At 63.2% G+C, this 22,983-nt stretch carries 16 protein-coding genes and 1 pseudogene; 10 read left to right on the top strand and 7 right to left on the bottom strand.

Annotation, left to right across the window (positions count from 1 at the left end; genetic code table 11):
- Window positions 1-8 precede the first annotated feature (8 nt).
- Complete coding sequence (locus tag ACZ0AI_RS08305) at window positions 9-917, top strand: restriction endonuclease (RefSeq protein WP_463565332.1); 909 nt, start codon at window positions 9-11, stop codon at window positions 915-917.
- A gap of 112 nt (window positions 918-1,029) precedes the next feature.
- On the opposite strand, the gene ACZ0AI_RS08300 is transcribed toward ACZ0AI_RS08305, so the two are convergent.
- Both ACZ0AI_RS08300 and ACZ0AI_RS08295 read right to left on the bottom strand, forming a co-directional pair.
- On the bottom strand, window positions 1,030-1,287 hold the full coding sequence (locus ACZ0AI_RS08300) for a LasR-specific antiactivator QslA (RefSeq protein ID WP_463565331.1): 258 nt from the start codon (window positions 1,285-1,287) through the stop codon (window positions 1,030-1,032).
- Window positions 1,288-2,116: 829 nt separating this feature from the next.
- Window positions 2,117-2,809: a DUF421 domain-containing protein gene (locus tag ACZ0AI_RS08295; RefSeq protein ID WP_463565330.1), complete on the bottom strand. Its 693-nt coding sequence runs from the start codon at window positions 2,807-2,809 to the stop codon at window positions 2,117-2,119.
- Between the two features lie 297 nt (window positions 2,810-3,106).
- On the opposite strand from ACZ0AI_RS08295, the pseudogene ACZ0AI_RS08290 reads away from it, so the two are divergent.
- Both ACZ0AI_RS08290 and ACZ0AI_RS08285 read left to right on the top strand, forming a co-directional pair.
- A pseudogene (locus ACZ0AI_RS08290) lies at window positions 3,107-4,297 on the top strand (methyl-accepting chemotaxis protein); the annotation flags it as partial.
- On the top strand, window positions 4,289-5,152 hold the full coding sequence (locus ACZ0AI_RS08285; RefSeq protein WP_463570117.1) for a methyl-accepting chemotaxis protein: 864 nt from the start codon (window positions 4,289-4,291) through the stop codon (window positions 5,150-5,152). The pseudogene ACZ0AI_RS08290 and the gene ACZ0AI_RS08285, both read left to right, overlap by 9 nt.
- A gap of 233 nt (window positions 5,153-5,385) precedes the next feature.
- On the opposite strand, the gene ACZ0AI_RS08280 is transcribed toward ACZ0AI_RS08285, so the two are convergent.
- Window positions 5,386-6,228 carry a prohibitin family protein gene (locus ACZ0AI_RS08280; RefSeq protein ID WP_225839771.1) on the bottom strand — a complete coding sequence of 281 codons (843 nt, stop codon included), beginning with the start codon at window positions 6,226-6,228 and terminating at the stop codon, window positions 5,386-5,388.
- A 324-nt stretch (window positions 6,229-6,552) separates the two neighbouring features.
- On the opposite strand from ACZ0AI_RS08280, the gene recC reads away from it, so the two are divergent.
- Genes recC through recD form a run of 3 tightly spaced genes read left to right on the top strand, consistent with a single transcriptional unit; the run spans window position 6,553 to window position 15,655 of the window.
- Window positions 6,553-10,002, top strand: coding sequence for an exodeoxyribonuclease V subunit gamma (recC, locus tag ACZ0AI_RS08275; protein WP_463565329.1), 3,450 nt, complete (start codon window positions 6,553-6,555; stop codon window positions 10,000-10,002).
- On the top strand, window positions 9,999-13,634 hold the full coding sequence (gene recB, locus ACZ0AI_RS08270) for an exodeoxyribonuclease V subunit beta (RefSeq protein WP_463565328.1): 3,636 nt from the start codon (window positions 9,999-10,001) through the stop codon (window positions 13,632-13,634). Before recC ends, recB begins: the two co-directional genes overlap by 4 nt.
- Window positions 13,631-15,655 carry an exodeoxyribonuclease V subunit alpha gene (recD, locus tag ACZ0AI_RS08265; RefSeq protein WP_463565327.1) on the top strand — a complete coding sequence of 675 codons (2,025 nt, stop codon included), beginning with the start codon at window positions 13,631-13,633 and terminating at the stop codon, window positions 15,653-15,655. The genes recB and recD overlap by 4 nt, the downstream gene beginning before the upstream one ends.
- 180 nt (window positions 15,656-15,835) lie before the next feature.
- Here the strand turns inward: recD and ACZ0AI_RS08260 are convergent, their stop codons facing one another.
- From ACZ0AI_RS08260 to ACZ0AI_RS08245, 4 genes are all read right to left on the bottom strand, one after another.
- The gene (locus tag ACZ0AI_RS08260) at window positions 15,836-16,993 is read right to left on the bottom strand and encodes a YeeE/YedE family protein (RefSeq protein WP_463565326.1); all 1,158 of its coding nucleotides are present in this window, start codon (window positions 16,991-16,993) and stop codon (window positions 15,836-15,838) included.
- A gap of 252 nt (window positions 16,994-17,245) precedes the next feature.
- Window positions 17,246-18,169 carry a sulfurtransferase gene (locus ACZ0AI_RS08255; protein WP_463565325.1) on the bottom strand — a complete coding sequence of 308 codons (924 nt, stop codon included), beginning with the start codon at window positions 18,167-18,169 and terminating at the stop codon, window positions 17,246-17,248.
- Between the two features lie 100 nt (window positions 18,170-18,269).
- The gene (locus ACZ0AI_RS08250) at window positions 18,270-19,214 is read right to left on the bottom strand and encodes an aliphatic sulfonate ABC transporter substrate-binding protein (protein WP_463565324.1); all 945 of its coding nucleotides are present in this window, start codon (window positions 19,212-19,214) and stop codon (window positions 18,270-18,272) included.
- Between the two features lie 277 nt (window positions 19,215-19,491).
- Complete coding sequence (locus ACZ0AI_RS08245) at window positions 19,492-20,070, bottom strand: Maf family protein (RefSeq protein WP_463565323.1); 579 nt, start codon at window positions 20,068-20,070, stop codon at window positions 19,492-19,494.
- Between the two features lie 111 nt (window positions 20,071-20,181).
- On the opposite strand from ACZ0AI_RS08245, the gene ACZ0AI_RS08240 reads away from it, so the two are divergent.
- The 4 genes from ACZ0AI_RS08240 (at window position 20,182) to fabD (ending at window position 22,974) form a co-directional block, all read left to right on the top strand.
- Window positions 20,182-20,709 (top strand): YceD family protein, encoded by a 528-nt coding sequence (locus ACZ0AI_RS08240; RefSeq protein ID WP_225833221.1) that lies wholly within the window; start codon window positions 20,182-20,184, stop codon window positions 20,707-20,709.
- 12 nt (window positions 20,710-20,721) lie between these two features.
- Window positions 20,722-20,904: a 50S ribosomal protein L32 gene (gene rpmF / locus ACZ0AI_RS08235; RefSeq protein WP_025167420.1), complete on the top strand. Its 183-nt coding sequence runs from the start codon at window positions 20,722-20,724 to the stop codon at window positions 20,902-20,904.
- 3 nt (window positions 20,905-20,907) lie between these two features.
- Window positions 20,908-21,924 carry a phosphate acyltransferase PlsX gene (gene plsX / locus ACZ0AI_RS08230; protein WP_463565322.1) on the top strand — a complete coding sequence of 339 codons (1,017 nt, stop codon included), beginning with the start codon at window positions 20,908-20,910 and terminating at the stop codon, window positions 21,922-21,924.
- A gap of 99 nt (window positions 21,925-22,023) precedes the next feature.
- Window positions 22,024-22,974, top strand: a complete 951-nt coding sequence (gene fabD, locus ACZ0AI_RS08225; RefSeq protein WP_463565321.1) for an ACP S-malonyltransferase — start codon at window positions 22,024-22,026, stop codon at window positions 22,972-22,974.
- Window positions 22,975-22,983 lie beyond the last annotated feature (9 nt).

Raw genomic sequence — 22,983 nt, 5'->3', positions numbered from 1 at the left:
GAATAACGATGGCAATTCCGGATTTTCAAAGTGTGATGCGCCCGCTGCTAGTGATTTTGCAGAATGGAGCACCGCTATCTCTTAATGAACTGCGTGACTGTATTGCGGTGGTGTTCTCTCTCTCTGAAGAGGAACGCAAGGAGCGTGTGCCTTCAGGTCAGACATTCATTAACAACCGTATTGGATGGGCCAGAACCTATTTGCACAAGGCGGGATTACTGACCATTCCGGCTAAAGGCATGACACAGATAACATCTCGCGGGCTAGATGCTTTGGCTAATGGCCCAGAGCGGATCACGATTAGTTGGTTGAAGCAGTTCCCTGAGTTTGTGGAGTTCCATACAGCCAAGGCTCAAAGCGTTGAAGTGCCAGCATTACCAGTACCCGACTCAATGGATGCAACGCCTGATGAACAATTGGCCAGTGCTCATCAGGAGCTTGTAAGGGCGCTTGCTGATGATGTGCTGGCTCAGGTCAAAGCGGGCACACCGGGCTTTTTCGAAAAACTGGTGGTCGAGCTGATGATCGCCATGGGTTACGGTGGCTCGCGCAAGGAGGCCGGCAAAGCGACTCAGGCAACTAATGACGATGGAATTGACGGCATCATCAAGGAGGACAAACTCGGTCTTGATGTCATTTACCTGCAGGCCAAGCGTTGGAATAACACAGTCCATCGTCCGGAAATCGACAAGTTCATCGGCGCCTTGACCCGTAAGCGGGCGCGCAAGGGCGTTTTCATCACCACGTCCGATTTCTCCCCTGGCGCTCGTGATGCGGCATTAGGGTTAGATATCAAAGTGGTACTTATCGATGGCGCGGAACTGGCTCGTTTGATGGTTGAGAATAACCTGGGCGTGAGTGTTAAGCAGGTATACGAAGTGAAGCAGATCGATAGCGATTACTTCGCTGAGGAGTGAGGCAGCAGCCATCCAAAAAATACTTTTTAGGGCGCGGCAGTTTGTCTTTAACGTCAAAGCATATGCAGTTTTCCCGCATATGCTTTGACGCTCACTCTTCGCAGCGTGTAACTCAGCCCGTACCCTCCAACCTCTGCTGAATCCGACTGATAAATGCCACCTCGAAGGCCATACGTTCGCTCTCGTCGGGCAGTTCGTCCCTTTCAACGATCAGTCCTGCCCACAGCCAATTGTTCCGTTTGCCGTTTAGCCAGCTTTCGGCGGCGCGTACGCCTTGTTGAAAGGCGGGGCGGCAATCCTTGGCCCAGGCGATTGTCAGGCCTGGATGGCCATCATTGAAGGGCAGGGTTGTGGTCGTGCCTCTAGCCATGGCCGTTTCCTCCCCGCGTTTCCGATAGCGCGCGACGATAGAGCACTGTGAGTTCGTCGAGTAGCTCCTGTGCTGCCATGCAGGCCATTTTTACCCTTAGCGAGTCCGGTCGTTCTCGTTCCTTTCGGGCGAGTTCTTCGAATAGCTCACGGAGAAGCGCGGCACGCAGTTCTGCATCGGCTTGGGCGTTGCGAGTTTGGAAGTTAGTCCCCGAAATAGGGCTTGGGCGTTTGGGGAAGCTGAGTACACGGCCGAACGGGTTAGCCATGGGGCACCTCCAGGAGGGAGGTCAGTGGGCCGTATGGGCGAGCAGGGTGGTGCCCTGGCGTAAAAGCTGGATGGCGCATTTTCCTTATGCTCCCTGGTTTGATTAAGGAGCCGCCACCGCCGTTGTCACGCGGTTATGGTGACGAACCGTACGGGGGTGACAAACCGGAAACCAAGGGAACCGGCCAGGCCGAAGCCTGCCCCGTACGGCCCGCCATAGAAATGCAGTAGCACGGTAATGGATACCGGCTAAGCAATTACGACGCACCGCGTCTTGGTTTTTCAGGTTGTCACACCCGGCCACGGGATAGACCGTGACCGGCGCACTCTAGCTCGCAGGTTTTCAGATGGCAACCTTGGAGCTTTTGGTAAAGGGAGCCCGGCTATTGAGCCGGGCTTTTCGCCGCCATGTGGCTGGTGGTGATATTGCCCACGCTACCGGTTTGCTGGAGATGCTTGCGCAGGCAGCAGTGCTGCTGTTCGCTTGTATCAGCATCTATCTAGCAACCCTGCTGCTACGCCGTGACGAGGTCGGCGCTAACCATTTTCGTGCCTACTTGCATCAACGGAGTCGCTGGTTGCTCAGTGCGAGCGACCAGATGCCTTGGTTGCACCGTGGGCAGGTGGTCTGCTGTTGGCTTTTGAGGGGTTGCGTGTGGCCGCAGCGGACGCAGGCGTAGAGGTTGTCTGCGGGCACTTTCTGGTACTCGGCACGGTGCTCGGGCGGTAGCACCGATAGGCCGGCTTTGACGGTTTCTGGCGGGTAGAAGTAGAGACTTACGTCTCCATCGGTTTCCAGGATGCCGAGGCGCACCTGGCCAAGGTGTTCGACGCCTTGCTGACGCAACTCCATGAAGAACTCTTCGGGTGAGATGTTCAGGTGATCCAGGCTGTTAAGTTCGTACAGCCCGTCCTTGATGATGGTGACCGGTTTGCCTTCCATCCAGTCCGAGAAGCGCTCGCTGTGGCTCATCGCTACAACGATCACGCGGTAAAGCACGAGCAGTGTCGCGAAGACCATGGCCACTGGTAGCAGCGGAACATCCTCGTAGAACGACACGTCGCCGGCGGCCGAGCCAAGTGTGAGGATCACCACCAGTTCGAACAGCGACAACTGACGAATGCCGCGTCGGCCGCTTACCTTCAGGAATAGAAAAACCACAATGAAGGCGAAGGCTGCACGGAACGCCACTTCTCCCAGAAACAGGAAGGGAAAGTCACCCAACAGCATACGCTGCCAATCGAACGCGCTCATTGTTTGCTCCGCCACGCTATGCCGATGTCTTTAAGACCTGAAAACCTGCGTTTGGGTCGAATTACTGAGACTGGCATTTGCCCTCCCGCCTGAGTGGTTTTTCACCTCTCAAACATCCTGCCGGGTGCCCGTAACGTAGCGGTCTGCATACCCGCTCTTAAGCCAGCGACCTATCTGGAAAGCGCTATTCGAGTATCGCTTACACAAATCAGGTTGAACCAAGCCGCGCTGTGCTACGTCTGTGCAATATCAAAGTGATATCGCTCGCTTGGCGAGCATCACTGCATCGTCAGTTCGATGGGTGAATCATCGCGACACCGGCTGGGATGCCGCCTCAGAACCGCGCTTGGAGTGCGGGCTGGTTCAACAAGAATAAGTCTCCAGTTTCCTCATCATATGAATATGCAGTTGGAGCAATCCATGAATACGTGGTTTGGCAATATCAGTGTCACCATGAAACTGGCCTTGGGATTTGGCCTTGTGCTCTTGTTGACCATGGCCCTGGCCATCGTCGGTTGGACTAGCCTGGGCAGCGTGGTGCAACGCAGCGAGCGGATGACGGACGTCAATGACCTGGCCCACACCCTGACCGATCTGCGCATCGCGCGCCTGCAGTACCTGCTCAGCAACGGTGTTCCCGCTGACGCCGAGAAGGTGCAGCAGCGTATTCGCACGCTCGTTCAGCGGCAGCAGGAAATGTTGCCGCACTTTCAGAACCCGGAGAACGTTCGCCTGATCAAGCAGCAGGTGGAGTTGATGGGACAATACCAGCAAGCCTTCGATAAAACGCGTGGTGCTTATGACACCGCCAACAAGACCCGTGCCGAAATGGTCGACCTGGCGGATCGGGCCGGCGAGTTGATCGATCGCGTCATCGACGAAGTGTCACGCACTGCCGCTGGTGACGAAGCGGGTTTTGCGCGTTATCAGGCTATCGCCCGGACCAAGGATGATGTGCAGAACCTGCGCTACCGCGTGGTGAACTACACCGCTGATGCGAATGAGCGCACCGAGCAGGCGCTGAACCAGCAGATCGACCGGCTCGATCAGGGGCTCGGCGCTCTGAGCGCGGTATTCGCCAGCGACTACCGCGAGCAGGTCCAGCAACTCGAGGCCACGGTCACCGCCTACCGCAATCTGCTGGGCACCTATCGCACGGCAACCGCCGAGCGATTGCAGTTGCGCGATGCCATGACTGCTCAGGTACAGGAGATCGTCAAGGGCAGCGATGCGCTGCTGGCGATGCAGGTTACGCTGCGAGACAGTGATTCCGCCTTTGCCAACCGCATGATGATCGGTGCCACGCTGCTGGCCCTGCTGGTGGGCATCTTCGCCGCCTGGCTGATCACTCGACAGATTACCCGGCCCCTGCAGGAAACCCTCGAAGCGGTGGAGCGCATCACCAGTGGTGATCTCACCCACACCCTGCAGGTCAGCCGTCGTGACGAGCTCGGTGTGGTGCAGCAGGGCATCCAGCGGATGGGCAGCACCTTGCGTGAGCTGATTGGCGGCATTCGTGACGGTGTTACGCAGATTGCCAGCGCCGCCGAGGAACTCTCGGCCGTGACCGAGCAGACCAGCGCCGGGGTCAACAGTCAAAAGGTGGAAACCGATCAGGTGGCCACGGCCATGCAGGAGATGTCGGCCACTGTGCAGGAGGTGGCGCGCAGTGCTGCCGAGGCTTCCCAGGCGGCGTCCGATGCGGATCATGAGGCCGGCGAGGGTGATCGTGTAGTGGCGCAAGCTATCGCGCAGATCGATCGCCTTGCCGCGGAAGTCACGCGTTCTACCGATGCCATGAGCGAGTTGCAAAGCGAGAGCAAGAAGATCGGCGGCGTGATGGACGTGATCAAGGCGGTTGCCGAGCAGACCAACCTGCTGGCGCTGAATGCTGCCATCGAGGCGGCGCGTGCCGGTGAAGCAGGGCGCGGGTTCGCTGTGGTGGCTGACGAGGTGCGCGGGCTGGCTCAGCGTACGCAGAAGTCCACCGAAGAGATCGAAGGCCTGATCGCCGGCTTGCAGCAGGGCACTCAGCAAGTTGCAAACATCATGCATGGCAGTCGCGAGCTGACCGACAGCAGCGTGGCGCTGACCCGCAAGGCCGGTGACGCGCTGGGGATGATTACCCGCAAGGTGTCCAACATCCAGGCGATGAACCAGCAGATCGCCGCGGCCGCCGAGCAACAGGGCGCGGTGGCCGAGGAGATCAGCCGCAGCGTGGTCAACGTGCGCGACATCTCCGAGCAGACCGCCGAGGCCAGTGAGGAGACCGCGGCATCGAGCATCGAGCTGGCGCGCCTGGGTAATCAGTTGCAGATGATGGTCAGCCACTTCCGCGTATAGCGCCCTGGCGGTTTTCGACGCCAGGCACTGTGAAAAAGGCCGCTGTCCGACACCCGGGTAGCGGCCTTTTCCGTTGTGAAGCGGTGATGTACGCCGGGCCGAAGCAGATTGCAGGTGTTCGATACCTTGCTGGCGCCGCTCCGGGAAGGAACTCGTAGCCGGCGATGTGCGGATGAACAGAAGGGCCTCTAAAGGCCCTTCTGTCTGTGGTTACCAATCGCAGCGGTAGGGCGTTACTTCCTGGCTTCGATAAACGGCAGGGTACCGCTTGGCAGTACGGTGGTCGGCAATACGCCGTCCCAACGCTCGGCCTTAGTCAATTCGACCAGGCCCGGGTTGCTGCCCAGGGCACGAGCGCGTGCATCAATCGCCTTGGCTTCTGCCTCGCCACGTAGCTGGATGCTTTCCGCCTCGGCGCGAGCGGCGGCAAGAGCCGAATCGGCTTTTGCCTGGGCCTGGGTGACGACGATCTGCGCCTGGATCTGTTCGGTAGCCAGTTGCTGTTCGCGGGTTTTTACCGCGACTTCGGCGCGCATGCGTTCTTCGATGGACTTTTCATAGGCATCGCTAAAGTCGATGTTCTCGACCTGTACGCTGTCGATCACCACCGGACCGCTGATCGCGCCCTTGATGGCGGCCGCGATATCGGTGACCAGCTTGCCACGCTGCTGTACGGCGTTGACGGCGGTGTATTGACCGAAGACGTTTTCGACCTGAGTCGGCACATGGCGGCTGATGGCCCTGGCCAGCAGGCCGTCCAGATCGGCGTAACCCTTGTAGACCGCAGCCACTTCGCCAGCCGGCACGTGCCAGCTGACCGAGACCGACAGCGTCGCGGCCTGCTGGTCACGGCTGTAGGCCTGCAGCTTGTCCCACTTGGTGGCGTTGTTCTGCACGGAGATGGCTTTCGCGCTGTCGATGAAGGGGATTTTCCAGTGCAGGCCGGGGTCAGCGACTTCGATGAAGGCACCGTTGCGCAGCACCACTGCACGTTCTTTTTCGTCGACGGTATAGAAGCTGCTGACAACCGCGATCAGTACTATCAATACCAATCCGGCGATAACGCCCTGCTTCATGTACGTGGCGCCTATATTCTTTTCCAACGTCCTTCCCCTTACTCGCGGCCCGGCTACCTGCCAGGCCATGTTGATGTCTGAACGCTAGACAGTCGTCCGTAAGCGGCGGACACAAAATCCTTTGGCAATCGGCCACATTTCGCAGGCCAGCCGTGTTTTTTGAGCAGGAGCGCACAGTCGTTGGGCCTGTTGCTCGGTGCGGGGTGGCGTCTCGCTGAAAGTCGCCGCCGATTTTTAGCCGATCACGCGGCCTGTGTGTCACACGTCGGCGCTTCGCTCTGTCATCATTCGCCGTCTGATTCTGCACACTCGGGAACCACATCCATGTCGGCGCTGAACCCCGGTCTGATCGTGATCCATGGCAATCGCCTCGAGGAACTGAGGGCGTTGGCGGTGGAGTGGATGCGCATGTATCCGTTGCGGCCGCTGGAGAACGAAGTGCTGCTGGTGCAGAGCAACGGCATCGCCCAGTGGCTCAAGCTGGCCCTGGCCGAACAGGAGGGCTGCGGCATTGCGGCGGCCACGGATGTGAGCCTGCCGGCACGCTTTCTCTGGCAGGCGTACCGCAGCGTGCTGGGCAGCGAGGCGATTCCGCAGCAGTCGCCGCTGGACAAGGCACCGCTGACCTGGCGGCTGATGCGCCTGCTGCCGAGCCTGTTGGGCGAGCCCTGTTTCGCGCCGTTGCGGCGCTTTCTGGCGGACGATGCCGACCTGCGCAAGCGCCATCAGTTGGCCGAGCGCCTGGCCGACCTGTTCGACCAGTACCAGGTGTACCGCGCCGACTGGCTGGCGGACTGGGCCGCAGGGCACGATCAGTTGCGCACGGCCCGTGGTGGTGTGCGTCAGCTCGACCAAAGCGCGCTGTGGCAACCGCTGTTGTGGCGCACGTTGCTGGCGGATGTCGGTGATGAGCACCTGTCCCAGAGCCGCGCGGGCGTGCATCCGCGTTTCGTCGCCAAACTGGCCGAGCTGGATGCGCCGCCCCGTGGCCTGCCACGCCGGGTTACTGTTTTCGGTATCTCTTCGCTGCCGGCGCAGATGCTTGAGGCGCTGGCGGCCATGGCACGCTTCAGCCAGGTGATGCTCTACGTACAGAATCCCTCGCAGCACCACTGGGGCGATATCGTCGAAGACAAGGATCTGCTGCGCCACGAGTATCGTCGGCACAAGCGCAAGTCGGGCGGGCAGGCTGGGCAAGTCGGCCAATTGGGGCTGTTCGACGCGGTGGAGCTGCATCAGCATGGCCAGCCGCTGTTGGCATCCTGGGGCAAGCAGGGCCGCGACTACATCAACCTGCTGGATCAGTACGACGAGCCGCAGCGCTACCGCGAGCATTTCGAGCGCATCGATCTGTTCAGCACAACGGACGAGAGCACGCTGCTCGGCCAATTGCAAAGCGACATTCTCGACCTGCGCCCGGTAGAAGAGAGCCGCACGCATTGGCCCGCTGTCGACCCAGTAGAGGATCAGTCTTTGCGCTTCCAGGTCGCCCATAGCGCCCAGCGTGAGGTGGAGGTGCTGCACGATCATCTGCTGGCGGCGTTCAGCGCGGATCCGACGCTGCGCCCGCGGGACATCATCGTCATGGTGCCCGATGTGAACAGCTATGCGGCGCAGATCCGCGCGGTGTTCGGCCAGTTTGCCAGTGACGATCCGCGCTTCATTCCCTTCACCCTGGCGGATCAGGGGCTGCGCGGCAAGGAGCCGCTGGTGATCGCCCTGGAGCATCTGCTGCGTCTGCCGGACAGCCGCTTCAGCGTCAGCGAGATTCTCGACCTGCTGGACGTGGCCGCGGTGCGCGCCCGTTTCGCCATCCCCGAAGATCAGCTGTCGGTGTTGCGCCGCTGGCTGGAGGGCGCTGGCGTGCGCTGGGGGCTGGATGCCGAGCAACGCGAAGGCCTTGGCCTGGGGGCCGGGTTGGAGCAGAACAGTTGGCGCTTCGGCCTGCGCCGCATGCTGCTCGGCTACGCCGTGGGCGGTGCCGGCGCGCGCGCGGGCATCGAGCCCTATGACGAGATCGGCGGCCTGGATGCCGCGCTGATCGGCCCGCTGACGCGCCTGCTGGACGTGCTGGAAACGCATTGCGACAGCCTCGCCGAGACGCTGCTGCCGGTGACCTGGGGCGAGCGTCTGCGAGCACTGCTGGACGACTTCTTCCTGCCCCAGGACGAGCGCGACGAGGTACTGCGCAACCAGGCCCAGGATGCGCTGGAAAGCTGGCTGGAACTCTGCGATGCGGCCACTCTGGAAGAAGCCCTGCCGCTGGCCGTGGTTCGTGAAGCCTGGCTGGGCGGATTGGATCAGGGCGGCCTCAGCCAGCGCTTCCTGGCGGGCGCGGTGAACGTTTGCACGCTGATGCCGATGCGCGCCATCCCGTTTCGTCACCTCTGCCTGCTGGGCATGAATGATGGCGACTACCCGCGCAGCCAGGCGCCGCTGGACTTCGACCTGATGGGCGGCGATTACCGCCCCGGCGACCGCTCGCGCCGTGAAGACGATCGCTACCTGCTGCTCGAAGCGCTGCTGGCGGTGCGCGAGCGCCTGTACATCAGTTGGGTCGGGCGCAGCATTCGCGACAACACCGAGCGACCGCCTTCGGTACTGGTCGGCCAGTTGCGCGACCACCTGGCCAGCGCCTGGCGCCTGGCGGACGACGGCGATCTGCTCCACGCCCTGACCACTGAACACCCGCTGCAACCCTTCAGCCGCCGTTACTTTTCCGGCAGCGGGCCGCTGTTCAGCTATGTGCACGAGTGGGCTGCGTCGCACCGTGCACCTGTGGCCCAGCCGCTCGAGCAGCCACTGGGTGCTTACCTGGCGGATGCCGCGCTCAATCTGGAAAAACTGCAGCGCTTTCTGCGCGACCCGGTGAAGCACTTCTTCACCGTGCGCCTCAAGGTGCATCTGGACGAAACCGAGCAGGCCGAGCTGGATAGCGAACCCTTCGCCCTGGATGGCTTGCAGCGTCACCAGATCCAGCAGGAGCTGCTGCAGGCTGCAGCCTTGGCGCTGCAAGAGAACCAAGGTGTCGACGCGGCCCTGACGCGGGCCGCGCGGCGCATTCAGCGCAGCGGTCTGTTGCCGGTGGCGGGCTTCGGTGATCGTCTGCGCGCGCAATTGCTCGAGCCGATGCCTGAGCAGCTACGCGGCTACGAGGCTCTGCTGGCGCGCTGGCCCGATCGTTTGCCTTCGCCTATTCGCCTGAGCTTCGCCCATGCCGGCCTGGAACTCGAAGACTGGCTCGGCGAACTGCGCAGTGCCGGCGACGCTCTGGCCCGCCTGGAACTGCAAGCGGGGGGCCTGAAGCGCAAGGATCGCTCGCTGAAGTGGCACCGCCTGCTCAGGCCGTGGGTCAGCCATGTGGTGGCCGCGGCCTGTGGGCATCCACTCACCACCCTGCTGGTCGCCGAAGACGTGCGCCTGGCCTTCGAGCCGCTGGCTCGGGCCGAGGGCGAGCGCATCCTGCGCCAGTGGCTGGAAGCCTATGCCGAGGGCATGCAGGCACCGCTGCCGGTGGCGATCAGAACGGTCGCGGCCTGGTTCGCCCAGCTCGATAAAGACGAGGATGAGGACAAGGCCATAGACGCAGCACGCAAGGTCTACGAAGGCGGCCACCTGGTCACGGGTGAAGTGCAGCAGAGCGCCAGCCTGGCTCGGCAGTACCCGGGCTTCGACGCCCTGCTGCAAAACGGTCAGTTCGCCCACTGGGGCGCCGTGCTCTACAAGTCATTGCTCGATGCAGACATTGCCGAACTCAAGGACGACCAGCCATGAGCCAGCCTACACGCCCCTTGGCGCTGCGTTTTCCGCTGCACGGCAGCCGCTTGATCGAGGCCAGCGCCGGTACCGGCAAGACCTACACCATCTCGGCGCTGTACCTGCGCCTGATCCTCCAGCATGGCGGTGAAGCCGCCTTTCGCGAGCCGCTGCTGCCGCCGCAGATTCTGGTGGTGACCTTCACCGACGCCGCCACCCGTGAATTGCGTGACCGTATCCGTGCGCGCCTGGTGCAGGCGGCCACGGTGTTTCGCGGTGATGCCGAAGGCGACGCCTTGCTCACCACTCTTAAGGCCGACTTCGCCTCCGCCCAATGGCCCGAGTGCGCTCGGCGCCTGGAGCTGGCGGCGCAGTGGATGGACGAGGCGGCGGTGTCGACCATTCACGGCTGGTGCCAGCGCATGCTGCGCGAGCACGCCTTCGACAGCGGCAGCCTGTTCAGCCAGACCCTGGAAACCGACCACAGTGAGCTGCTCGCCGAGGTGGTGCGCGACTACTGGCGCCAGCACTGCTACCCGCTGCAGGGCCTTGCCCTCGAATGGGTGGCGGAGAACTGGGGCGCGCCGGATGAGCTGGGCCTGCGCATCCGCCCGTTGCTTGGCGAAGGCGATAATGGCGCCGCCTTGGCGCTCGGCGATTTGCTGGACGGCACTCTGCTGGAGCGTCAGCGCGCGCTGATCGCTCTCAAGCAACCCTGGGCAGCCTGGGCCGACGAGTTGCAGGGCCTGCTCGAGCAGGCGGCAGCCGAGAAGCAGGTCGATGCCAGAAAGCTGCAAGCGCGTTTCTACACACCCTGGTTCGAGAAGCTGCGCGCCTGGGCACTGGGCGATGATGAGGTGCTGGATATCGGCACCGGCTTCACGCGGTTGACTCCGGACGGCCTGGCCGAGGCCTGGAAGGTTGGGGCGCCGCCTGCGCATCCGGCACTGGATGCCATGGCCGCGCTCAAGGCGCAGCTCGACGGGCTGCCCGCACCCGGCGACGCTGCGCTGCGCCACGCCGCCGCCTGGATTCGCCAGCGCTTCGACCGCGAGAAACGCCAGCGCGCCGAGATGGGCTTCGACGACATGCTCACCCGCCTGGACGACGCCCTGCAGGGCGACAGCGGCCCACGCCTGGCCGAGGTGATTCGTCAGCAGTTCCCGGTGGCGCTGATCGATGAATTCCAGGACACCGATCCGTTGCAGTACCGCATCTTCGACACCCTGTATCAGGTGGAGGCGAATCGCGACGACTGCGGCCTGTTCATGATCGGCGACCCCAAGCAGGCCATCTATTCCTTCCGCGGCGCGGACATCCACACCTACCTGCGTGCACGGCGTGCCACTGCCGGGCGGCACTACAACCTGGACACCAACTTCCGCTCCAGCGAGCACATGGTCGAGGCGGTCAACGGGCTGTTCCACCTGGCTGAGTCCCGTGAGGACGGGCAGGGCGCCTTTCTGTTGCGTGACGACCTGCCGTTCATTGCGGTCGGCGCTCAAGGGCGCAAGGAAGTCTGGACGGTCGAGGGCGAGGCACAGCCGGCGCTCAACCTCTGGCACCTGCCCAGCGACGAGGCGGTCGCCAAGGGGCGTTATCTGGACGCCCTGGCCGGCAGCGCCGCGGCAGAGATCGTCCGCCTGCTGGTGCTTGGCCAGCAGCAGCGCGCCGGTTTTCTCAAGGGCGGGGAGCTGACGGCGCTGCGGCCCAGCGATATCGCCGTGCTGGTACGCGACTTCAAGGAAGCCCAGGCGATTCGTGGCGAGCTGGCCGCGCGGGGCGTACGCAGCGTTTACCTGTCGGACAAGGATTCGGTGTTCGACACCGTGGAAGCCCATGACCTGTTGCTGTGGCTGCGCGCCTGCGCCGAGCCCGATCAGGATCGCCCGCTGCGTGCGGCACTGGCCAGTTCGACCCTAGGCCTGAGCCTCACCGAGCTGGAACAGCTGAACCTCGACGAGCGCTTCTGGGAGGCGCGGGTCATGCAATTTCGTGGTTACCGCCAGCGCTGGCAGCGCCAGGGCGTGCTGCCGATGTTGCGCCAGTTGCTGCAGGATTTCGGCCTGCCACAGCGGCTGATGAGCCGCCCTGACGGCGAGCGGGTGTTGACCAATCTGCTGCACCTGGCCGAGCTGCTACAGCTGGCCGCCGCCGAACTGGACGGCGAGCTGGCGCTGATCCATCATCTTGGCGAGTCCCTGGCGGGGCGTGGTCAGGCTGCCGAGGAGCAGGTGCTGCGCCTGGAAAGCGACGATGCGCTGGTGCGCGTAGTGACCATCCACAAATCCAAGGGCCTGGAATACCCGCTGGTGTTCCTGCCCTTCATCTGTTCCTTCCGCCCGCTGGACGACAAGAAACCGGTGCAGGTGCACGACGGCGAGCGTCGCCGTCTGCTGCTCAAACCCGACGAGGCCAGCCTGGCCCAGGCCGAGCAGGAGCGCCTGGGTGAAGACCTGCGTCTGCTCTACGTGGCACTGACCCGCGCCCAGCACGCCTGCTGGCTGGGTATCGCGGACTTGAAGATCGGCACCGCCAAGACCTCGCGCCTGCACCAGTGCGCCCTTGGTTATCTGCTCGGCGGCGGGCAGCCCCTGGCGCAAAGCGCGCAACTGATCGACTGGCTAAGCCCGCTGGCCGATCCGCCGCGCTGCGTGGCGCTGCCGGCCCCCGAGGCCAGTGATCAGCAATACCGCGCGCAGGATGCCGACGGCTTCGAGCCGCAGTGGCGCACGCCATCACGCCGTGCTGCCGAGCATTGGTGGATCGCCTCCTACAGTGCCTTGCGCATGGAGGAGGGCGAGGCCAGTACGGTGGATCGCCACGACGACGTGTCTCCGGACAGCTCGGCCGTGCAGATCGCCAGTGACGACGAGCGCCCGGCACTGGCGCTGGAGCAGATTCCGGTCTCCGCCCAGGGGCTACACCGTTTTCCGCGCGGGCCGAACCCCGGCACCTTCCTCCATGGCCTGCTGGAAATCGCTGCGGCGGAAGGCTTCGCGGAGATGGCGGCGGCGCCGGACGTGCTGCGTGAGCACCTGGCGCGGCGTTGTCAGCGACGCGGCCTGGAAACCTGGATCGAGCCGCTGTGGCTGTGGCTGCAGGGCCTGCTGGTGCAGCCCATGGCGCTGGGTAACGGCCAATCGGTGAGCCTGGCGACCCTGGGCGAGTACCAGGCGGAGCTGGAGTTCTGGTTCGAGGCCCGCCGGGTCGACGTGCTGCGTCTGGATGCGCTGGTGCAACGCTCTGAAATGCCCGGCGTGGCGCGCCCGCAACTGAGCCCGGATACCTTGAATGGCATGTTCAAGGGCTTTATCGACCTGGTGTTCGAGCATGAGGGCCGTTACTACGTGGTCGACTACAAGTCCAACTGGCTGGGCGCCGACGAGCAGGCCTATACCGCTGAGGCCATGAGCGCTGCCGTGGCCAGCCACCGTTATGATCTGCAGTACGTGCTGTACGTGCTGGCGCTGCATCGCCACTTGCGGCTGCGCCTGGCCGATTACGACTACGACCGGCACATGGGCGGCGCGCTGTACCTGTTCCTGCGCGCGCCGGGGGCCGGGCAATATTTGGCGCGGCCGGAGCGGGCGCTGATCGAAAAACTGGACGCGCTGTTTCTCGGCGAGCCCGTGGAGGTACTGGCATGACGCCGATGCTCGACAATCGTGACGGTCTGTTCGCCCTGCTGGCCGCCTGGAGCGAGCGCGGCTGGCTGCGCGAGCTGGATCGTACCCTGGCGCATTTCTTCGCCGAACTCGATCCCGAGGCATCGCCCTTGCTGCTGCTGGCAGCGGCGCTGGCCAGCCATCAACTGGGCCAGGGGCATGTGTGCCTCGACCTGCAGACCACCCTGGCCGATCCGGATTCGGCGCTGTCGCTGCCGCCGGAAGGCGAGGACGCCGAGGGCGTCAGCCTGCTGCCTTCCGAAGTGCTGGCCGGTCTGAGTACCGATGCCTGGCTGGCGGCCTGCGCGAACAGCGCGCTGCTGCATGATGCCGAGGATGAGGTCGCGCCGCTGGTGCTACGCGGCACCTGCCTGTACCTGCGCCGTTACTGGGATTACGAGCGCAGCGTCGCTGCTGATATCGGCGAGCGCTTGCAGGCCCCGGCGGATGCGCCGGCCGATCTTGCTCAGCGCCTGGCAGTGCTGTTTCCCGAGCCCTTGGAGCTGGGCGGTCAGCGCCTCACCGACTGGCAGAAACTGGCCTGCGCCCTGGCGGCACGGGGGCGCTTCACGCTGATCACCGGCGGCCCCGGCACGGGCAAGACCACTACTGTGGTACGCCTGCTGGCCCTGCTGCAGGCGGCCGCGCTGGATCAGGGCGCACCGTTGCGCCTGAGCCTCGCGGCGCCTACCGGCAAGGCGGCGGCGCGGCTGACCGAGTCCATCGGTGCGCAAGTGGCGACGCTGCCCGTCAGCGAAACGGTGCGCGAGCAGATCCCCAAGACGGTCACCACCCTGCACCGTCTGTTGGGCAGTCGGCCGGACAGTCGGCATTTCCGTCATCAAGCCGCCAACCCGCTGCCGCTGGATGTGCTGGTGGTCGACGAAGCCTCTATGATCGACCTGGAAATGATGGCCAATCTGCTCGATGCGCTGCCGAAGCATGCGCGACTGATCCTGCTCGGCGACAAGGACCAGCTGGCGTCGGTGGAGGCGGGCGCGGTGCTCGGTGATTTGTGCCGTGATGCCGAGGCAGGCGGTTACAGCCATGCGACCGGCGAGTGGCTGGCACGGCAGACGGGCGAGCGGATTGATGATGCGCAACTGCTGACGGGAGAGCGGGCGCTGTCGCAGCACATCGTTATGCTCCGCCATTCCCGGCGCTTCGCCGGTGGTTCCGGTATCGGGCGTCTGGCCTTGGCGGTGAATCGTGGTGCTGCGATGGAGGCACGCGAGGTGCTGGCCGCCGGTGGCGGGGATCTGCACCAGCTACGCCTGGCGGGTGAGCAGGATCGTGCCTTCGAACGCTTGCTGCTCGATGGTTTGCCAGGTGGCGAGCAACGCCCGGTGGGCTACGCCGACTACCTGAGCATTCTCCGTGATCAGCGCCCTGGGCTTTCCGATGGAGAGGAGCGCTGGGATGCCTGGGCCGCGAGGGTGCTGGCGGCGTTTGATCGTTTTCAACTGCTGTGTGCAGTACGCAAGGGCTCTTGGGGCGTCGAGGCGCTCAACGGGCGCATCGCCCATGCGCTGCTGCAGCGTGGGCTGATCGAACAGGAGCATGGCTGGTACGAAGGCCGGCCGGTGCTGGTCACGCGCAACGACTACGGGCTGGGCTTGATGAATGGCGATATCGGCATCGCCCTGCGCTTGCCCGAGCCGGCGCTGGAGGCGGGCGGCCCGTTGCGCTCGGCCTTGCGCGTGGTGTTCCCGCGCAATGACGGGTCGGGCAGCCTGCGCTCGATCCTGCCCAGCCGCCTCGGCGCTGTGGAAACCGTGTTCGCCATGACCGTGCACAAATCCCAGGGCTCGGAGTTCGCCCATTGCGCCCTGGTACTGCCGGATAACCTCAACCCGGTGCTGACCAAGGAGCTGGTCTACACCGGCATCACCCGCGCCCGGGACTGCTTCAGCCTCATCGAAAGCCGCGCCGGCGTATTCGAAACCGCCATCGGGCGCCGCGTCGAACGCCGCAGCGGGCTATGGGAGCGGTTGAGCACATAACCCACCAACAGCGAGTAGGGTGGGGCTTAAGCCCACCACCAACAACACCCACAGCCCAAAGCCCCGAACCGCATGCTCTGAGCCACCAGCCACCAGCCACCAGCCACCAGCCACCGTCGGTGTTGAATGGCTTTGGTGGGCTAAAGCGCCACCCTACGGTTCATGCTCCAAGAGTCATCTCTAGCCAATCACCCTGCGCAGGCGCAGCCCGGCGATCAGGCCGACGAAGCAGAACACGGCGAACAGCCAGCCGGAGGCGGCGCCGGCCATGATGCCGGAGAGCAGGGTGCCGACGGTGCAGCCGAGGGCAAGCATGCCGCCCAGACCGAGCAATATGCCGCCGACGAAGTTGCGCAGGGCTTCCCGTGCGCCTGGCCAGCGCGGTACGCAATCACCGGCGAGCAGGGCGCTGGCCCAGGCGGCGAAGACCAGGCCGAGGATGAACAGGCCATTGTTCGACAGCAGGGTTTCCTTCACCACGGTCGCGCAGCCGGAAAAACCGTCCAAACCTTCCAGGCGTTCGGGCAGCCAGCCCAGGCCATTGGCGGCGGTGCGCGACAGGCTGCCAAGCTCGGCGGTGACGCCCAGCGGGCCAACGCGCAGGTAAGCCGCCAGGGCCAGCGTGCCGATCAGGATGCCACCGACCCAGGTCGGCCAGCGTGCGCCGAATAACAACTGGCGCAGGCTGCTGCTCGGTTGTCCGGGCTCTTCACCCTTGCGGTAACGCAGCAGCAAATGTGCCAGGCCGCCAAGCACCGCCAGTTGCAGCAGCAACGAGCCGCCGTAACCGAGCTGAGCCGGCAGCCAGATCACCGGGGCCTCCTGGATGCTTGCCAGGTACAGGGTGTTCCAGGACAGGAAACCGAGAAAGAAGCCGATCAGTGCACCGAGCAGTGCCAGCACCGAAGCCAGGGCGCCTTCGCCCAAGCGGTACAGGTGGGCGCTGATGCATGACCCGGAAATCGCCATGCCCAGGCCAAACAGGGTGGCACCCAACGCCAATACCCAGCTCAGTGGGCCGATATGAGCATCCGGCGGCAGTCGGCCGCTGGCAGGATCCGGCAGGAAGGCGCCGAAGGCCGCGTGATAACCCAGGGTGCCGACCGCCAGGGCGGCGAGAATGCCGAGCAGCCCGCGCGGATCACGGCGTTCGATGAAGTCGCGGCTGACGCAGAAGAAGCAGAAGCGCGAACGTTGCAGCAGCACGCCGAACAGGCCGCCTGCCAACAGGGAAAAGCTCAAGGCCCGCCCTTCGTTGCTTGGCGTGGCCAGTAACCAGGTGGCTATGGCCAGGGCGAACAGAATCAGGGTGGCGCTGCAGGTGCGCAAGATGGGCATGGAAGGTCGCTCCATTGACGGTTGTCCGTTGGGTGGAATCGGGCAGGTAATGATCGCGGCAGATCCGGGGTATCGCTTCGCTCAACGCCGGGCTACGGGATCCGTCGAGGGCGCCCATAAAAAATCGCCGGGAGCGATTTTTAACGTCGCTTGCGACGGCCCGCAGGGTGGCCGCCAGGGATGGCAGGCCATAAAAAAGGGGCGGACGCCATGCCTGGCGCGTCCGCCCCGTCAAAAGGTGTTTCCCGAGGGTTACTTGCCGCCCCAGACCGTGCCGGCGACGTTGACCACCGGTACGCCGACGGCATTGCCGTATTCGGTCCAGGAACCGTCGTAGTTGCGTACGTCGTAGCCGAGGATTTTCTTCAGGGCGAACCAGGTGTGGCTGGAGCGCTCGCCGATACGGCAGTAGGTGATGATCGGCTTGCTGCCGTCGATGCCCACGGCTGCATAGACTTTCTTCAGCTCTTCGGCGGACTTGAAGGTGCCGTCGGCAGCGACTGCCTGGCCCCACGGAACGTTGACGGCGCCCGGTACGTGACCAGCGCGCACGGCCAGTTCCTGAACGCCCTGAGGGGCGAAGACCTTGCCGTTGTATTCGTCGGCGGAACGGATATCCACCAGTTGTTCGTCGCTGCGTTTTTCCGCGACCGCCAGGACGTCCGGCAGGAAGGCGCGCAGCTCCTTGTTAGCAGCTTTGAGGGTGACGTTGCCGTTGCCCGCGCTGCTGGCGCGGTTGCTCAGGGTGCGTTTTTCCGCTTCCCATTTGACCCGCCCGCCATCGAGCAGCTTCACGTTCTCCACGCCGTAGACATCGAACACCCAGGCACCCCAGGCGGCGAACCAGTTGTTGTTGTCGCCATAGAGAATGGTGGTGGTGTCGTCCGAGACACCGGATTTGCGCAGCAGGCTCTGCAGAGCCTCCTGGCTGGCGATGTCACGCTTAACCGGGTCGACCAGGTCGCTGTGCCAGGCCAGGTTGACCGCGCCTGGGATATGGCCGCGCTCATAGATGCCAGGCACCACGCTGACTTCGATGATGCGTACCTTCGGATTGTCGAGGTTCTTCTCCAGCCAGTCAGTGGTGACCAGAAATTCGCTGGCCGCCCAGGTGGGCGCGGACAGCAGGCTGACGACGGCGATTACGCCAGCGCCGAACAGGGAACGAATGTGCATGTGAGGCTCCTTTTCATCTGATGCAATAGGCGTTGTTGGGTCGGTGTCTTCGGCAGTTCTTATTGATCGTCCTGGCCCTCCCTGTAATGCGCCCTTGGGGTCAGCGCTTCTCTGGCGCCCAGGTGGCGACGTCTACGGCGTCGACCGGCGCTGGCAGCAGGCCTTCCTTGTAGAAGGCGTCGGCGATCTTCTGCTGCTCTTTCAGGCTGCCAGGCTGTACCGCACGAACCTGGTAGCTGCGGCGTGCGTTGGCTTTCTCGACGATGGCCGGATCCAGGTTGCCCCACAGCGGGCCAAGCAGTTCGGCGGCCTCACGAGGGTTGCTGCGCACCCAGTCGCCGGTCTTTTCCAGTTCGGCGAATACGGTTTCCAGCACCTTGGGGTTAGCTTTGGCGAAGCGGGTGCTGGTCAGGTAATAGCGTTGGTAGTCGGCCAGGCCTTCGCCATCGGCCAGGGTGCGGGTCGGCAGTTGTTGCTGGGCGCCGCTGAGGAAGGGTTCCCAGGTTACCCAGGCATCCACGCGCTTGTTCTCGAAGGCGGCGCGGCCGTCGGCGGGTGTCAGGTAGGCGGGCTGGATATCGCTGAACTTGAGGCCAGCCTTGGCCAATGCGGCGATCAGCAGGTAATGGCTGCCGGCGGCTTTGGTGACGGCGACTCGCTTGCCCTTGAGGTCGGCCAGGGTCTTGATCGGCGAGTCTTCACGAACGATCACCGCCTGAGCACCCGGCGAGGGGGCTTCCTGGGCAAAGTAGGTGAGCTCGGCGCCGGCTGCCTGGGCGAACACCGGCACGGTATCGGCGACGTCCGCGGACAGGTCGATATTGCCGACGTTCAGCGACTCCAGCAGCGGCTGGCCACTGGGGAATTCGTGCCAACTGATGGTCACGTCCTGATCGGCCAGCGCCTTCTCCAGCGTGCCCTGACTTTTCAGGATGCTGATCAGGGTCGAAGACTTTTGGTAGCCGATGCGCAGGTTTTCAGCGTGAGCCTGGGGCAGGGCGAGCAACAGGCTGGCGGCGAGCAGTGCGGGACGGAGCAATGACATGGTAAGCCTCATCAATGGCGTGGCCAGCCACTGATTGAGGCGGGTCACGGGACGGTCTGGGTTCAGCAGGGTGTCCGGTGATCCGGTAGAGGCAAACTAGGCGATCTAAAAAATACGAAGCCAATAATTTAAAGGAATTAGCTTAGATGCAATTGCAGGCAGGCCGACGCTCCAGCATTCGCGCCGCTCTGAAAGCCTTGAGCTGGCGCAATGCCGGTATTTGTGGAGGAGCGAAAGAGGGCGTGGCGAGGCGTTTCAGTAGTTGTAAGAAAGCATTTCAGGGCACCTGTACGCCGGCAACATCCAGCATCTCGATCAAGCGGATCAGTGGCAATCCGATCAGGCTGTTGACGTCAGTGCCCTCGGTGCTGCGGAACAGGCTGATACCCAAGCCTTCGGCCTTGAAGCTGCCGGCGCAGTCGTAGGGTTCTTCGGCTTTCAGATAGCGCTCTATCTGCTCGGCGCTCAGGGTGCGAAAATGCACCGTATAAGGAACGCAATCGACTTGGCAGGAACCGTCGCGGCTGTCGAGCAGCACGAGGCCGGTAAGAAAGCTGACGCTCTTGCCGCTGGCTGCGCTGAGTTGTGCGTGGGCGCGCTTATAATCGTGCGGCTTGCCAAGTATCTGCCCATCGAGCACGGCGACCTGGTCGGAACCGATGATTAAGTGCGAAGCGAAACGCCCGGCCAGCGCCTGGGCTTTCTCCCTGGCCAGACGACGCACCAGCGCCTCGGCGGACTCGTCGGGCCGGCGCGATTCATCGATACTTGGCGCAGCACATTCGAAGGGCTGGCGCAGACGGCTCAGCAGCTCGCGGCGGTAGGGTGAGCTGGAGGCGAGAACCAGAGATGACATCGGCGTTGACCTTGTGCGGAACGGGCGCAGAATTCTAGCTGTCGGCAAAGGTGCTGGACAGGCAGAATTTCCTTTGACAGCGCATGGTTGCATCCATAGAATGCGGCGCCTATGTCAAATGGCCCGATTCCACCTCACGTTGATCCACGCAAACTCGCCGATCGTGGTGCCACCCTCCAGGGTGAGTTACCGCTAGCCGATTTGTTGAGGCTCTGCGACCCTCTTGCCGATAATGGCGGTAACGTGCGCGCGAAGTTTTCTTTCGAGCGTGACGAGCGCCATGCTGTGGTCATACACAGCCAGCTTGAGGTCGAAGTCAAGATGGTTTGCCAGCGTTGTCTGGATCAGGTCACCTTACCGATCCTCAGCGAGTGTCATTACGCTGTGGTGAAAGAAGGCGCGAATACCCAGTCCGTGCCGCAAGGCTATGACGTACTGGAAATGGGTGAGGATCCTCTGGATCTGTTGGCCTTGGTCGAAGATGAGCTGTTGCTCGCTTTGCCCATCGTGCCGGCACATGACCCGAAAGATTGCCAGCAGCCGGCGGGCCTTGATGAGCCCGAATCGAGCGAGGACGGGGTGACGCGGTCCAACCCGTTCAGTGTATTGGCACAGTTAAAGCGTGACCCAAACGTTTAGGAGTTTACTAGTATGGCTGTTCAGCAGAACAAAAAATCCCGTTCCGCCCGTGACATGCGTCGTTCGCATGACGCGCTCGAGGGTAACGCTCTGTCCGTAGAGAAGAGCACCGGTGAAGTTCACCTGCGTCACCACGTATCGCCGGAAGGTGTTTACCGTGGTCGCAAAGTGATCGACAAGGGCGCTGACGAGTAAATCTTGTCCGCTCCGATCATCGCGATTGATGCAATGGGTGGGGACTTCGGTCCCCACTGCATTGTTCCGGCCAGCATCGCCTGTCTGGCTGAATTCCCCTCGCTGCACCTGGTTCTCGTCGGCCAAGCCTCTCTTATAGAAAATCTGATCGCTGGTATTCCCGGTGTCGATCGTTCTCGCCTGCAAATCGAGCACGCTGCCGAATCCATCGATATGGGTGAGCGTCCGTCTCAGGCCTTGCGTGGCAAACCGGATTCTTCCATGCGTGTGGCGCTCGAGATGGTGCGCGACAGGCGCGCTCACGCCTGCGTGAGTGCCGGTAATACCGGTGCTTTAATGGCATTGTCACGGCATGTGCTTAAAACTCTGCCGGGCATCGACCGTCCGGCGATGATCGCGGCAATCCCCAATCGCAACGGTGTCTGTTATCTGCTGGATCTTGGCGCCAACGTCGACTGCACAGCCGAGCATCTTTGTCAGTTCGCGATCATGGGGTCGGTGGCTGCCGAGGTGCAGGGCATGGCGTCGCCGCGTGTCGGTCTGCTCAACGTTGGCAGCGAGGAAACCAAGGGTAATCAGCAGGTCAAGCAGGCTGCTGCGTTGCTCGAGGGTATTGAGGGGCTTAACTATATCGGCTTCGTCGAAGGCGACGGGCTGTATAACGGCGATGCCGATGTGCTGGTGTGCGATGGTTTTGTCGGCAACGTTCTGTTGAAGTCCAGCGAAGGGCTGGTGACCATGATTGTGTCGCGGCTCGAAGCGCTGTTTCGCAGCACGCTGCTGGGGCGCGTCGCCGGCCTGTTGGCGTTGCCACTGTTGCGGCGTCTGCGCAGTGAGTTGGCGCCTGCGCGGCACAACGGCGCGAGTTTTCTCGGCCTGCAGGGCGTCGTGGTGAAGAGTCACGGCAGTGCCGGGCCGGATGGTATAAAGAGCGCCATTCGCCGGGCAATGACCGATGTGCAGGAAGATTTGCCGCAGCGACTGAGTGGTCGGATCGAGCACTTAATCCGTAATATGTGACCGCTTAGGATGGGCAGCCATCCAAAATGTCAGTTTTACAGCGCTTGCCGAGGGTAAGCGTTAATTTTTCGACGAGAAGATCACTAAGGGAACCGTTCCATGTCTGCATCCCTCGCATTCGTCTTTCCCGGTCAGGGCTCGCAAGCGCTGACCATGTTGGCCGGACACGGCGCAGAGCACGCGCTGATCCTCGATACCTTCGGCGAAGCTTCGAGCGCCTTGGGCTATGACCTGTGGGCACTGACCCAGCAAGGCCCGGAAGAGCAGCTCAATCAGACCGACAAGACCCAGCCCGCAATCCTGGCTGCCTCCATCGCCTTGTGGCGTCTGTGGCTGGCCGAAGGTGGTGCGCGCCCTGCGTTCGTCGCCGGGCACAGCCTGGGTGAGTACAGCGCGCTGGTCGCTGCCGGCTCCATCGGTTTCTCCGAGGCTGTGAAGCTGGTCGAGCTGCGTGGCCAGCTGATGCAACAGGCAGTGCCGGCCGGGCAGGGCGGCATGGCGGCGATCATCGGTCTGGAAGATGCCGACGTGCAAGCTGCCTGCGCCGAAGCGGCTCAGGGCGACGTGGTCAGTGCAGTGAACTACAACGCGCCGGGCCAGGTGGTCATCGCCGGTTCTGCCGCAGCCGTGGCTCGCGCCGTCGAGGCCTGCAAGGCGCGTGGCGCCAAGCGTGCACTGCCGTTGCCGGTCAGTGTGCCGTCACACTGCGAGATGATGCGCCCGGCTGCCGAGCGCTTCGCCGAGTCCGTCGCCGCCATCGCCTGGCAAGCCCCACAGATTCCGCTGGTGCAGAACGTCAGTGCAGCTGTAGTGGCCGATCTGGACACCCTCAAGCGCGACCTGCTGGCTCAGCTGTACAGCCCGGTGCGCTGGGTCGAGTCGATGGTTCGCCTTAGCGAGCAGGGCGTTACCGACTTGGTCGAGTGTGGCCCGGGTAAGGTGCTTTCGGGTTTGAACAAGCGCTGTGTAAAGGGCGTCAACACGCACAACCTCGACACCCCTGAAGCTTTTGCCGCTGCGCGTGCCGCACTGGCCGCCGTACAGTCCTGAACAAAGGAG

Source organism: Pseudomonas sp. AC355 (genome assembly GCF_979258205.1).
The sequence above is the reverse complement of the archived record's forward strand: the minus strand, read 5'-3'. Positions and strand labels throughout refer to the sequence as shown.

Bases quoted from the DNA above. Each gene is read 5' to 3' on its own strand.
- ACZ0AI_RS08305 (WP_463565332.1), top strand. From the start codon at position 9: ATGGCAATTCCGGATTTTCAAAGTGTGATGCGCCCGCTGCTAGTGATT.
- ACZ0AI_RS08300 (WP_463565331.1), bottom strand. From the start codon at position 1,287: ATGGCTAGAGGCACGACCACAACCCTGCCCTTCAATGATGGCCATCCA.
- ACZ0AI_RS08295 (WP_463565330.1), bottom strand. From the start codon at position 2,809: ATGAGCGCGTTCGATTGGCAGCGTATGCTGTTGGGTGACTTTCCCTTC.
- ACZ0AI_RS08285 (WP_463570117.1), top strand. From the start codon at position 4,289: ATGGGCAGCACCTTGCGTGAGCTGATTGGCGGCATTCGTGACGGTGTT.
- ACZ0AI_RS08280 (WP_225839771.1), bottom strand. From the start codon at position 6,228: ATGAAGCAGGGCGTTATCGCCGGATTGGTATTGATAGTACTGATCGCG.
- recC (WP_463565329.1), top strand. From the start codon at position 6,553: ATGTCGGCGCTGAACCCCGGTCTGATCGTGATCCATGGCAATCGCCTC.
- recB (WP_463565328.1), top strand. From the start codon at position 9,999: ATGAGCCAGCCTACACGCCCCTTGGCGCTGCGTTTTCCGCTGCACGGC.
- recD (WP_463565327.1), top strand. From the start codon at position 13,631: ATGACGCCGATGCTCGACAATCGTGACGGTCTGTTCGCCCTGCTGGCC.
- ACZ0AI_RS08260 (WP_463565326.1), bottom strand. From the start codon at position 16,993: ATGCCCATCTTGCGCACCTGCAGCGCCACCCTGATTCTGTTCGCCCTG.
- ACZ0AI_RS08255 (WP_463565325.1), bottom strand. From the start codon at position 18,169: ATGCACATTCGTTCCCTGTTCGGCGCTGGCGTAATCGCCGTCGTCAGC.
- ACZ0AI_RS08250 (WP_463565324.1), bottom strand. From the start codon at position 19,214: ATGTCATTGCTCCGTCCCGCACTGCTCGCCGCCAGCCTGTTGCTCGCC.
- ACZ0AI_RS08245 (WP_463565323.1), bottom strand. From the start codon at position 20,070: ATGTCATCTCTGGTTCTCGCCTCCAGCTCACCCTACCGCCGCGAGCTG.
- ACZ0AI_RS08240 (WP_225833221.1), top strand. From the start codon at position 20,182: ATGTCAAATGGCCCGATTCCACCTCACGTTGATCCACGCAAACTCGCC.
- rpmF (WP_025167420.1), top strand. From the start codon at position 20,722: ATGGCTGTTCAGCAGAACAAAAAATCCCGTTCCGCCCGTGACATGCGT.
- fabD (WP_463565321.1), top strand. From the start codon at position 22,024: ATGTCTGCATCCCTCGCATTCGTCTTTCCCGGTCAGGGCTCGCAAGCG.